Consider the following 12,147-nt stretch of genomic DNA (forward strand, 5'->3'; position numbering starts at 1 on the left):
CGTATTAATTAATCTAAAGGCGGTTTTCTAAACCAGCGGTCATTGAGGGTAAAGCCGATATTAAAGTTAATATAGCGTTCACGTAGGAGACTGTTGCTGATTTTGCCCATTTGGCCAAATTCTGCAGAGAAGTTTATTTTAGAGAAAGCTCCTGAAAATTGATTTCTTGCCAACGGCAGTCCCACACCTACAGTAACCGCCATATCGTTGATATTCTGGTCGCTTAAGAAATATTGTGTTTTATTATACCTGAAACCAACTCTATAGTCTACTTGGTTCAGATATTTAAGCGAAGTAACATCTGGTGTAATCTGACCACCAATCGCTACGCCATAATTCTTCCGTAGTTCGTTTTCACCCGCTCTGGTCTGAAATCTTGACCAATCGGCATATTTAAAATCGGCCCCGATTAACCATCGGTTGTTACGTGCAAGGGTAATACCTACATTATGTCGCAACGGAAGCGTCAAATGCCTGCTGCTACGGTCCGAAACATAGGTGCTATCCAACGGGATATTTTGGTTGTCTGGATCCGTTGAAGGTGTAACCCGTGTATTAAAAATTGTTGCTCTTTCTTTGATATCATTATTGAGCGACCCTGAATAACCAACGATCAACGAGTATTCTCTATTTAAAGGTTGTTCGTATTGCAGACCATAATCAAAGATAATCCCTTGGATTTCGCGCTTATTTTGTTGTTGTGTATTTAATGCTCCGGATGAAGGCAAAAACTCTACACGGCTATAATCATTTAGGGTTCCAAATAGATAAGACATATTGGCACCAATACTCAGACCTTTTACAATGCGTACCCCCCAACCTGCATAGGCTTTAGTTAAACCACCTTCGCCCGTAAAAACTTTCGTATAGGGATCAGAATTGACTGTTCCCGTTGAAGATGTCCGATAGCCTATATCTGAATAGGGAAGGATACCCAAGCTGATACCACCAAATCGTTTCATTGGGAATGTCATGGTGATGTGGCTAAAGGCAAAGTCAGCGGTATTATCCGATCTTGTTGTCGAATTTAACTGCGTGTAGTTCCCGTATAAACCAGCATCAAAGGTCGTAAACTGTGTAGCAGAATAAGATGCAGGGTTGCTTGGGTTGGTATTATACACGCCATTGATTCTCCGGACAGCGGTATTGACACCTCCCATCCCTCTATATTGTGGCAATAAATCTTCACGCATCTGACCAAGTCCAAATTGAGAATAAGGTGATGCGGATGTCGTTTTTTGTGCAAATGCGGTAGTAGAACTAGCTAAAATTCCACCTGCTAACAACAGTTGGAGTGATTTATTTCTTAGAGAGCTTGTAAAGCGTTTCTGCATGGTCAATCTATAAAATTGAGAAACTAATGTTTATTTAGTTTTAGTGAAATTTTCGAGTTATCTGACTCTTATATTAAATGTTCTTTGCTTTTAATCGCATACAAAACTATTCAATTTTTGCGAGCTTGTTAAGCCGATTTTGTTAAAAAAGGTTAAACACTTATTGTACAGTCGTTTAGAAAAACTGAAAGTAGATTATGGTCAGTGTTATGATGGCATATACAACTTCAAAAAACCATTTCTTTTTGGCATAAGTGAAATAATAAGCCATATAAATAGCGATGGAGGGGGCACAAAGTAAAAAATGGGCCTCCGTTAGTTTTTTATTCCAGTAAAAAGAAACTATCGCAAGGCATAACATAAAAAACAACAGTTGAAATGACTTGCGAATATGCACGACACTTTTGAAAAAATTGTCTTTCAATACCAAGAGGAAGAGTATTAACGTAAAGATTACTGGGACGAGTACCAGATAATCGACTAACTGAATGCGAATAGCAGTAGGGAATTTGTAGGTAAACGGTAGCCAAATGGTATAAAACTGCTCCATTTTACCCATCCAAAGGTAGATAACCGCTAAGATGAAATAGACCGTTGCTAGGCCAAGTAAAGGTGTAATCCACTCGCGCCAGTTGAATGGCCTAAAAATGAGTAGGCCTATCCATAGTAAGGCGAACATACTCAGAAAAGGGAAGTAGATCAGACTTCCTATCCCTACAATCATACCGAGATCAAACATTTCGGCTTTAACATCTGTCTGCCGATAGAGGGAGAGCAATTTGCTTAACATCCATATCGAAATGAAATTACAGATCAGTGTGGGTGAAAGTACCAAAAATGGTAAAAACAGGCTGGCCAGTGTCATGTACATCAAAGCAACCAAGAAACTGGGTTTACCCAGCAGGTTAAAATGGCTTGTGATGCGATTGAGTATCGTTGCCTGAGAAATCGTCAGGATCAGTGTGATAAAAACATTGGTCGAAGGAGAGAGGTTGATTAAGTTATTTTCTCCCAAAAGATTCCCCAAGGCAGGCTCAAAGATTACAGAATCAAGTTTGTCCGGAAGGTGAAGAAATATGCCTAAGCATAAAACAAAACCCACGATGGATAGAAATAAAATATTGATGGGTGAATAATTTCTAAACTGACTTATAATCATCGTATGCAATCAATAAAATGCTATTTATTCTTTTTTTCCAATTTGCTGATACGGCGATCGAGCAAGAAAAGGAAGAAAGCCAAACCCAGAAAAATGACCAACATGACCAATACAACAACGTAGATCTTACCTTCGCTACGTAATCCAGTCGCCATCTCGACATCATCCTGTGCAAATGTGCTCAAAGTTGATAAGAGTAGTAAGGCGATTGACAATGTTATTTTTTTCATTTGTTTAAAATATTATTCGTGTCGTTTTCATTGTTATGTATGATTCGATACACGCTATTTGATTTATGTAATATTCTGTTTTTTACTGATTGGGTTTTACCGGATTTCTTTATTTTAGAAATAAAGTACGGTATTAGCCGTTCAATATTATGCGTTCAAGTCTTTCTTTTCGAGCAGGCGTACTCTATAGCGAAGTGAACAAATCCAAGCTGCAATCATTGGCCAGCCGATCATCGCGGCATAAAATGTAGGGCGTAGCTCGCTGCTCATTTTTAAATCGCCAAAGGCTGCGTTTCCTCCACTTCCAGGGTGAAGAGAGTCTGTCATCTTTGGTAGAATATAAAGTAACACGATGATAATCGGAAATGCAAAGATATTGTACACAGCCGATATTTTGGCTCTTTTTTGTTCTTCTTCCAGCGCATTGCGGAGCACCAAATAGGCTAGATACATCAGTGTTGCTATGGCAGAGCCATTAAGCTTCGGGTCGTTTGGCCAAGGCTCTCCCCAGGTGATGTTTGCCCAAAGCATACCTGTTGCAAGTCCAAGAAAACAAAATGTTATTCCGGTATTAACGGCTTCAATGGCCATTAAATCATACTCCTGTTTGCCCGTATTGAGGTATTTGATACTATAAATAACAGAAACCAGGTACATAACGAACATAGCCGACCACATTGGGACATGAAAATAAACGTTGCGTATGCTTTCGTGAAGGATGAATAGGCGGGGAACAGGTCCCAAAAGACCATTGATAATGACCGCACAGATAATCATTACCGCTAATATTTTCCACCATTTTTTTCTCATGGATAAATTGAATTTAGTTTGTTCTCAATTCTGACACTTAATCTCGCCAAAGGTACGGAAATAACAATAAAGAAATAGTGATGGTGATTACATTAATTGCAAGTAATACGATTATTTCTTTGCTGCTGGAAGCCCTTTCCAGGCCTTCTATTGCATTGCGGGATAGCTTGATTAATACGATTAACAGTGGGATGATGGCGGGGAAACTCAAGATGGCCATTAAGGTGCTGTTGTTGCCCGCTTTGGAGCTGATCCCGGAGATCATGGTAAAGACTGTGGCGAAACTGATGCTGCCTAAGATGACCGAAATGAAGTAAAGTGTTGGATCACCGACAGGGTTTCTGAATATCGTCGAATAGACAAAATATGCAATGATCGCCAGCAGGGTCATCATCATCATATTGTAAATGACTTTCGCTAAAATGATCGCTCTGGGATCAACCAGTGAATAGTAGTAAAGTTGCCGGTTTGGGTTTTCTTGGACGAAGCTTTTGTTGATTGCATTGATCGAAGCGAAGAGCATAATGATCCAAAATAATGCATTCCATGTAGCCGTATCAACTGATTTGAACGCTTGATAGCAGACGAAAACAGTTGATACGACATATAGTAGAATTCCGTTAATAGCATATTTTGAACGCCATTCCAGAATGATGTCTTTAAGAATTAAAGTTTTTACCTGTTGCAGCAAAGTCATATGCAGCAAAGATACAAATGTATTTTGACCACGGGAGTGACCAAAACCATCAATTCTTAAAAAAGCTGTTTTTTTACTTATGCGTTAGAAATTTTGGATTTTGCAGCATCAGTTGTATTGTCGATTTTGCTTGCCAAATTTTGAGCGGCATTGTTAGCGTGGTCCAAAGCTTCTCTGCCGGCTTCTTTTGCTTTGTTTTTCAGTGCATCTGCATCATCCGATGCTTTGCTGAAAGCTGCTTGTGCTTTTGATTTCAAATTGTCTAATTCAGCCGAAGCTTTGTTCGCTAGTTTTTGTGCCTTTTTAGCTTCTTTTTTTGAAAGATCTTTCAATGACTTAGTTAAGCTTTTAATGCCGTCATTTGCACGATCTAATTGTTTTTTCCCATCATCAGTTCCTAAAAGATACCATGCAGCAGCTCCCGCAGCTAATCCTACCAAAGCAAATGCCACTAATCCATTTTTGCTATTTTTCATAATTCTTCTATTTTGTTATATATTCAAATGATAATCAAGTATGATACCAAATGAACAATCCCAGGGTGAATTTGTTTAAAAAGAATCAATAATTAACAAAATTTTACATAACAATTTTCTGCTGCTTTGATTGCAGATTATAGAGGTGCTGATAAAGACCGCTTTCTTTTTGGAGCAGTTCAAAGTGCGTACCGCTCTCAGACACGATTCCATTTTCGACAACGATAATTTTATCGGCATCAATAATGGTCGATAGTCGGTGTGCAATAATGATCGAGGTGCGTCCACGCATTAATTCTTCCAACGCCTCCTGCACTTGTCTTTCTGATTCTGAGTCTAGGGAAGAAGTGGCTTCGTCCAAGATAAGGATTGCAGGATCTTTTAATAGTGCACGCGCAATGGCGATTCGTTGGCGCTGACCACCAGAGAGTTTAACGCCACGTTCACCAACTAAGGTGTCATAGCTTTCGGGGAAATTTAATATAAATTGATGTGCGTTGGCACGTTTTGCAGCCGCTATTATTTCATCTTCCGTGGCATCGAGCTTACCATAGGCTATATTTTCACGTATTGTTCCGCCAAACAGCAAAACATCTTGCGGCACGATAGCGACCTGGTTGCGGATATCGCAAAGTTCAAAATCGGATGCCGGTTTGTCATCGTAATATACTTCCCCTTTATTGGCTGTGTAGAATTGAAGAATCAATGAAGCTATTGTTGATTTTCCGGTTCCACTCGGTCCAACGATGGCTATTTTATCGCCAGCATTGGCTGTAAAGTTGATGTCTTTCAGAATTTCAATATCGGGGCGGCTTGGATAGGCAAAGGAAACATGGTTGAAGCTTAGTTTTCCGGTCATGGTCTTGTGCACTTCCTTGCAAGTTGGTTTTACATTGAGGTGTTCTTGGGGCTCATCTAAAATTTCCAAGATCCGCTCACTTGCACCCAAAGAGCGTTGGATATTGGCATAGAGTTCGGGGAAACTGCCCATGGAGCCTGCAACAAACATCGAATACAAGATATAAGTAGTCAGGTCGCCTACAGTCATTTCATGGATAGAAACCAATGCTGCGCCGTACCAGATGACAGCAATCACCGCACCGAAAATACAGAAAATAATAAAAGAGGCAAATGCACCACGGAAAGTAGCTCCTTTGACTGCCAACTTTACCACTGAATCCATTTGATTGCTGTAGCGATTAAACTCGAAGTACTCATTCACAAAGGCTTTTACGTTGCTTATCCCCAATAATGTTTCTTGAACGATACTATTTGACTCGGCCATTTTATCCTGGGCCTGTCTGGACAATTCGCGGATGAATTTTCCGAAAATAATAGCAGCTACAACGATAATCGGTAAAATACAAAGGTTCATGAGGGCAAGTTTGGGCGATACCCAAACCAAAAGGAACACACCGAAACAAAGACTAATCAACTGTCTTAAGATTTCAGCCAAAGTTGTTGTTAACGTATCCTGGATCTGTGAAAGGTCAGCAGACAGGCGGCTGTTTAATTCCCCAACACGACGATTGGCGAAAAATTCAATTGGCAAAGAAATCAGCTTAAGATAAGTATCCTTGCGTAATGCGGATAGCGTACGTTCGGCAATCTCAACAAAAATTCGGATACGAAAAAAAGAAACGACTGACAGAAAAGACAGAATAATAAAGGCAATTCCACCAATATAATAAACATGTGGTGCAAGCCATGGATAAGTTTGCTTGCCTTGCGCGGCATCAATCATGGCGCCAAGCAAAGCCGGAAAGGCGAGCATGGCCAAACTGGATAATACCAAGAAAAACATGCCGACCCCAAATTTAAAACGATAAGGTTTTAAATAGGTCATCAATTTAGATGCTCTCAATAGGAGCTCTTTATTCAATTTTGGTTTTGGTAGATCTTCTTCTTGTTTGTTACCGCTGTTGAATCCTCTTGCCATATCCGCTACTTCAAATTTTGTTGCGAGGACAAATGTAAAGAGATTAAAAATATTTTGCTATCATACTTTAGTCAATTTTTTGAACTAAACCGTACTTTTTCTGATTTAAAACGGCTGTTTTAAGTGGCTTGTACTTGTGCAAATGCTTGTTGCTGCTGCTTTATCCTAAATTTTGTTGTTTCGAAGCTGTTAGTTGCGCGTTAAATTTATACAATAAATATCCTAATACGGCGATAACAAGTAAAGCGATATAGAGCAGGATATTGCCTATACCTCCGTTGCCTGATGTTTTGTCAATCTGTGCCCGCAGTTTCTCGTTCTCTTTTTGAAGCTTACTTATGGTGCCGATATAGGCTGATACCTGCTTGTCGTAATCTGTTGCCAATTGTTGGAATTTATCTTTCTCAAAATCTTTGATTTTCAATAGTTTTTGAGTCTCTAAGAAAATGTTATTGTCGGTGATAACAATATCTTTAAGGATATCAATGCTCTTTTGCATGTCACCTTTTGATTTGAAAAGGCCAAAAAGCCCTGTTTTTTGAGTGAGGCTCGTGTCATAGGCGCCGAATTTCTGTTGACGGGCATCGAGTAGGTCATTTACACGGCTTCGTTGGACCTCAAAAGAGCTGGAGTCTGGGTTGTTTTGCGACTTGGCCTGTCCAAAGAAGCAAAATAGAACGGCGATTGGAAGTAGGAATTTTAAGAATTTCATCATGTATTTGGACGATCTATTTAATCAAATGTCTAGTTTAAACTAACGTTGATGGTAAAATTTTATTTTGCCACGAAGCTACAACTACAATTTTAGCCTTGTGGTCAGTTTGACCAAGGATAAAAAAATGGAGCGAAAGCACGACAAATGAATTTATGAAATTAATCTTTAAATTCTATACGAATAACATTGGAATCGTCATCATGAAGTCCGAGTAGCTGGCTGGCATTACCTTTATTGATGGCGATTTCAAGGTAGTTGGAAATACCGAATAAACAAAGTTTCTCTCCTTCTCCCACTTCATTGTAATGCCAGGAAAGATTGGTAATGGTTTCATTACGTTTAAAATAGAGGACAAAATGACGTCCTTTCTGAACTTTATTGAATAGATCTTTCGAGATATTGGTAATGGCGTTGCCGAATGCATCAACATAAATGACGTTGCCTCGGATCATGTCTTTATCAAAGATGGGCTGCAAAGTTACTTTTTCGATGAGCTGTTGCATTGAAGTACCGATTTCTTTCAGTTTGCCCCCCTTAGCAATATGACAGGCGGATTTAGAAAGAATATCTGCGAGCGGAAAGTGTAGATACCGAAGGTCTTGCATTAAGTTGAGCTCATAGAGTTCCTGTGGTTCGTTGCCATTCAACAATAAGCTGAAAATACCGTTGTCGGCTCCGACGAAATAATGATCGTTGTATTTCATGCCGATATATTTCGACTCTTCATGAAACAGGGTGTTAATGCCGATAATATGTACGGTTCCTTTAGGGAAATAATGATAAGCGTTGCCTAACACAAAGGCCGCTCGAGGGATATTGAATGCTGGAATTTCGTGGGTAATATCAACAATATTGGCACCGGACAATTGCGATAAAAGACTACCCTTTAACGCGGCTTGATAAAAATCTTTGTGTCCTAAGTCTGTTGTTAATGTAATTACTGCCATTATAATCTAAATCCTAGATCGAATTGCTGTCGAATTCCCTTAAATATACCCTTAAATTTATCTAAATAGTGGACAAAATTACTATTTATCAGATGATTTATAAAGTTAATTGGATAACTTATTTTGAATCTGTCTTTTTTCGATTGATATACACAAACATAGCGAAGATTTTATGCATAACGAAATCTTTGTGCCCCTTTGTCGGCTGTCTCCATAAGCTTATAAATCATCGTCGTTTGTACGCCGTATCTTCTTGGTTGTTTCGTTAGAATACGTTAATTTTGAATAGTATTATACAGGAACGATATTGTGTAATGGCTACAATCTAATTAATTCTAAATAGGATAAAATTTGAACGAATTACTAATTGCATTAGATGGTCTGAATTTGCCCATATTATGGGGAGCAGACAATGAGCACTTCGATTATTTGAAGAAGCAATTCCCAAAACTGCGGATTGTAGCTCGCGGAAGTGAAATGAAGGTGTTGGGAGACGCGAAGGAATTAGACCTGTTTGAGCAATCGTTTAAGGAAGTCATGGCTCATCTGGAGAAATTTAACAACATTACTTTATTGGATTTTGAAAATCTCCTTGGAGCAAGTGCAGGTTCTGCTGTTCAGCAGGAAAAAGAACTTGCGGCCAAACATGCAGCCTTTGGATCCGAACCGATCGTGTATGGACCTAATGGCCTTATTGTACGTGCACGTACGGCCAACCAACGGAAGATGGTGGATAGTATTTCGAAAAATGACATCTTATTTGCTATCGGACCGGCGGGTACAGGAAAGACCTATACGGCGGTTGCATTAGCTGTTCGGGCACTTCGAAATAAAGAAATCAAAAGGATCATTCTAACGAGACCAGCCGTCGAGGCCGGCGAAAATCTCGGGTTTTTACCGGGCGACTTAAAGGAGAAGGTAGACCCCTATTTGAGACCGCTCTACGATGCATTGGACGATATGATTCCAGCAGAAAAGCTAAAAGGTTACCTGGAAAATCGGACCATTGAAGTTGCACCTCTAGCGTTTATGCGTGGACGAACATTGGACAACTGCTTTGTGATTCTGGACGAAGCTCAGAATGCAACGGATATGCAGCTGAAGATGTTTTTGACACGTATGGGGCCAACGGCAAAATTTATCGTTACCGGTGATATGACACAGGTAGATTTACCGAAAAAAAATCAATCTGGATTGTCTACTTCAATTCGCCTATTGGAGAATATCGAAGGAATAGACATTATCCACCTCAGCGGTGGAGATGTGGTTCGCCATAAATTGGTTCGCCGCATCCTCGAAGCGTATGGCGATATTTAATCGGTCTATGCTGCAAACGTATGATTTGGGATATCCCAGTTTGGCATGGGTACAAAAGGTGCCGACTGATATAGTTCAAATAGCCTTATTAAAAGGCAAATCGAGTACAGTGAGCTCTTAAATAAATGCGCTGCATTTATGAATGCCGTTGAACGCAGTCATAAATGAACAATTACTTACATTTGAATTTTACGTTGAACATGAATGCTATAAAAGAAACAAATTTCAATTTCGAAAACCAGACTGCTTTTTACCGGGGAAAAGTACGTGACGTGTATACGATTGCCGATACGTATTTGGCGATGGTTGCCTCAGATCGTATTTCGGCATTTGATGTGGTACTTCCACGTCCTATTCCTTATAAAGGACAGGTGTTGAATCAAATTGCAGCCAAATTTTTAAAGGCTACGGCTGATATTATTCCAAATTGGGTCGTGTCTGTTCCGGACCCCAGTGTAACTATCGGTCAGCTATGCGAGCCGTTTAAAGTGGAAATGGTTATTCGGGGCTACTTGTCAGGACACGCTTGGCGCGAATATGCTGCGGGTAAACGGGAAGTATGTGGTGAGGCATTGCCAGAAGGACTGAAAGAAAATGACAAATTACCTGAGCCAATTATTACACCGACAACAAAGGCTGCTGTTGGACATGATGAGGATATTTCACGTGTCGATATCTTGAAAAAAGGCATCGTAAGCGAAGAAGACTATGTTCAATTGGAGCAATATACCAAAGCGTTGTTTCAAAGGGGTACCGAAATTGCCGCGCAAAGAGGGCTTATTTTGGTGGATACAAAATATGAGTTTGGAAAAAAAGATGGGAAAATTGTGCTGATCGACGAAATTCATACACCAGATTCTTCCCGTTATTTTTATGCGGAAGGTTATGCGGAACGTCAGGAAAAAGGGGAGGCACAAAAGCAATTGTCGAAGGAGTTTGTTCGCAAATGGTTAATTGAAAACGGCTTCCAAGGGAAAGACGGTCAGGTTGTTCCGGAGATGACGGATGAGATTGTCGCTTCCATTTCTGAACGTTATATTGAGCTTTACGAGCATATCGTCGGAGAGAAGTTTGTGTATCCAGATCAGGAAAACGTACTGGAACGTGTGGAAAGAAATGTGGCAAAGGCCTTGAAAACGCTAAATTATTAGTACATTGTATCCTCAAACAAAGGAGATAGACTAATGAAGTATACCATTGATAAGCACGATCGCTATATTGTCATAGAACCTCATGTCGATGTGATTGACGCGGATAATGCCGCTAAACTCAAAGGGGAGTTTTTGTTGCGGAATACGATTGGACAACGGAATATCGTTTTGGATATGATCCACGTTAAGCAAACGGACGAGGTCGGTATCCGTTTAGGTGTGCTTGCCCATCGTTTATGTCAGTCTGTTGGGGGCATATTTATTTTGGTTAATCTTTGTCCAACGTTAATGGATATGGTTCGTGTGTCGCATTTGGATAAATCGCTTAAAATAGCACCATCTTTAAAGGTGGCGGAAGATTTAATCTTTGCACACGAATTGGAATCTGAGTATCGCGGGGCAATCGAGGATTAATATGAAGTTTGAAGTTCTGATATTAGGAAATAGCTCGGCCACACCGATGTTTGATCGTCATCCGACTAGCCAAGTGTTGAACTTTAATGAGCAATTGTTTTTGATCGACTGTGGAGAAGGTACACAAATGCAACTTAGCCGATACGGCATCAAAAGCAATCGTTTAGGACATATATTTATTAGCCATCTGCATGGGGATCATTATTTGGGTTTGGTGGGGCTGCTTTCATCGATGCACCTTGTCGGCCGAAAAAGTGATCTCCATTTGTATGGGCCACCTGCGTTAAAGGAAATTTTAGACGTGCAATTTTTGCATTCCGAGACTATTTTACGCTATAATCTTGTTTTTCATCCGATTTCACCCGAACAGCCGGGGGTCATTTTTGAAAACAGAACATTAAAAGTAAGCACTTTTCCATTAAAGCATCGTATTGCCTGTACAGGCTTTCGTTTTGATGAGGGTCCCCGTGCACGAACATTGCTTGGCGATGTCGTACAGGAACTGAATATACCCACCGCTTATTTTCCGATGATCAAAAAAGGATTTGAATACGTCGATGAAAGTGGTAAAGTATATACTGCAGATGACCTGAGCCTTCCCGCTCCCTTATCGCGCAGTTATGTGTATTGTTCGGATACCGTACGGACGGCAGAATACCTGCCTTATGTGCAAAAGGCTAATCTGATGTATCATGAGTCCACATTCTTGCACGATATGGTCGACCGCGCAAAAGAGACATTTCACACCACTGCGTTGGAGGCTGGAGAGATCGCCCAGGAAACTCATGCAAAGAAGTTGCTATTGGGTCATTATTCAGCGCGGTACAGAGATTTAAATCCCCTATTGGAAGAAGCGAGAACTGTATTCCCAAATACGGAACTCTCTGTGGAAGGTCGGTGGTTTTCCGTTTAATTTTTTTGAATTTTCTCTGATATCCCAACGATAAACGGGTTAACA

The 12,147-nt window shown here is 40.2% G+C and carries 13 protein-coding genes; 4 read left to right on the top strand and 9 right to left on the bottom strand.

Annotation, left to right across the window (positions count from 1 at the left end; all coding sequences use genetic code 11):
* Positions 1–8: 8 nt before the first annotated feature.
* The 9 genes from B2O97_RS14480 to B2O97_RS14520 form a co-directional block, all read right to left on the bottom strand.
* On the bottom strand, positions 9–1,334 hold the full coding sequence (locus B2O97_RS14480) for a membrane protein (RefSeq protein ID WP_046672330.1): 1,326 nt from the start codon (positions 1,332–1,334) through the stop codon (positions 9–11).
* A gap of 175 nt (positions 1,335–1,509) precedes the next feature.
* Entirely contained in the window at positions 1,510–2,493 is a 984-nt protein-coding gene (locus tag B2O97_RS14485) for a DUF6427 family protein (protein WP_070563329.1), read from the bottom strand.
* A 20-nt stretch (positions 2,494–2,513) separates the two neighbouring features.
* On the bottom strand, positions 2,514–2,723 hold the full coding sequence (locus tag B2O97_RS14490) for a CcmD family protein (RefSeq protein WP_046672332.1): 210 nt from the start codon (positions 2,721–2,723) through the stop codon (positions 2,514–2,516).
* A 147-nt stretch (positions 2,724–2,870) separates the two neighbouring features.
* Positions 2,871–3,533 (bottom strand): cytochrome c biogenesis protein, encoded by a 663-nt coding sequence (ccsA, locus tag B2O97_RS14495; protein ID WP_046672333.1) that lies wholly within the window; start codon positions 3,531–3,533, stop codon positions 2,871–2,873.
* Between the two features lie 37 nt (positions 3,534–3,570).
* Positions 3,571–4,230 carry a heme exporter protein CcmB gene (locus tag B2O97_RS14500; protein WP_046672334.1) on the bottom strand — a complete coding sequence of 220 codons (660 nt, stop codon included), beginning with the start codon at positions 4,228–4,230 and terminating at the stop codon, positions 3,571–3,573.
* A 77-nt stretch (positions 4,231–4,307) separates the two neighbouring features.
* Positions 4,308–4,706, bottom strand: coding sequence for a hypothetical protein (locus B2O97_RS14505; RefSeq protein WP_286767613.1), 399 nt, complete (start codon positions 4,704–4,706; stop codon positions 4,308–4,310).
* A gap of 103 nt (positions 4,707–4,809) precedes the next feature.
* Entirely contained in the window at positions 4,810–6,645 is a 1,836-nt protein-coding gene (locus B2O97_RS14510; RefSeq protein ID WP_286767614.1) for an ABC transporter ATP-binding protein, read from the bottom strand.
* Between the two features lie 160 nt (positions 6,646–6,805).
* Complete coding sequence (locus B2O97_RS14515; protein WP_070563342.1) at positions 6,806–7,360, bottom strand: hypothetical protein; 555 nt, start codon at positions 7,358–7,360, stop codon at positions 6,806–6,808.
* A gap of 158 nt (positions 7,361–7,518) precedes the next feature.
* Positions 7,519–8,307, bottom strand: coding sequence for an SAM hydrolase/SAM-dependent halogenase family protein (locus B2O97_RS14520; RefSeq protein ID WP_046672337.1), 789 nt, complete (start codon positions 8,305–8,307; stop codon positions 7,519–7,521).
* Between the two features lie 351 nt (positions 8,308–8,658).
* Here B2O97_RS14520 and B2O97_RS14525 point away from each other — a divergent pair, with 351 nt between their 5' ends.
* The 4 genes from B2O97_RS14525 to B2O97_RS14540 all read left to right on the top strand — a co-directional run bounded on the left by B2O97_RS14525 (position 8,659) and on the right by B2O97_RS14540 (position 12,102).
* Positions 8,659–9,624 carry a PhoH family protein gene (locus B2O97_RS14525; RefSeq protein ID WP_046672338.1) on the top strand — a complete coding sequence of 322 codons (966 nt, stop codon included), beginning with the start codon at positions 8,659–8,661 and terminating at the stop codon, positions 9,622–9,624.
* A 200-nt stretch (positions 9,625–9,824) separates the two neighbouring features.
* The gene (locus B2O97_RS14530; protein ID WP_286767636.1) at positions 9,825–10,775 is read left to right on the top strand and encodes a phosphoribosylaminoimidazolesuccinocarboxamide synthase; all 951 of its coding nucleotides are present in this window, start codon (positions 9,825–9,827) and stop codon (positions 10,773–10,775) included.
* A gap of 33 nt (positions 10,776–10,808) precedes the next feature.
* Complete coding sequence (locus tag B2O97_RS14535) at positions 10,809–11,189, top strand: STAS domain-containing protein (protein ID WP_046672339.1); 381 nt, start codon at positions 10,809–10,811, stop codon at positions 11,187–11,189.
* 1 nt (position 11,190) lies between these two features.
* On the top strand, positions 11,191–12,102 hold the full coding sequence (locus B2O97_RS14540) for a ribonuclease Z (RefSeq protein WP_070563348.1): 912 nt from the start codon (positions 11,191–11,193) through the stop codon (positions 12,100–12,102).
* Positions 12,103–12,147 lie beyond the last annotated feature (45 nt).

This window comes from Sphingobacterium sp. UBA865, from assembly GCF_002295765.1.
GTDB classification, from domain to species: Bacteria; Bacteroidota; Bacteroidia; order Sphingobacteriales; family Sphingobacteriaceae; genus Sphingobacterium; species Sphingobacterium multivorum.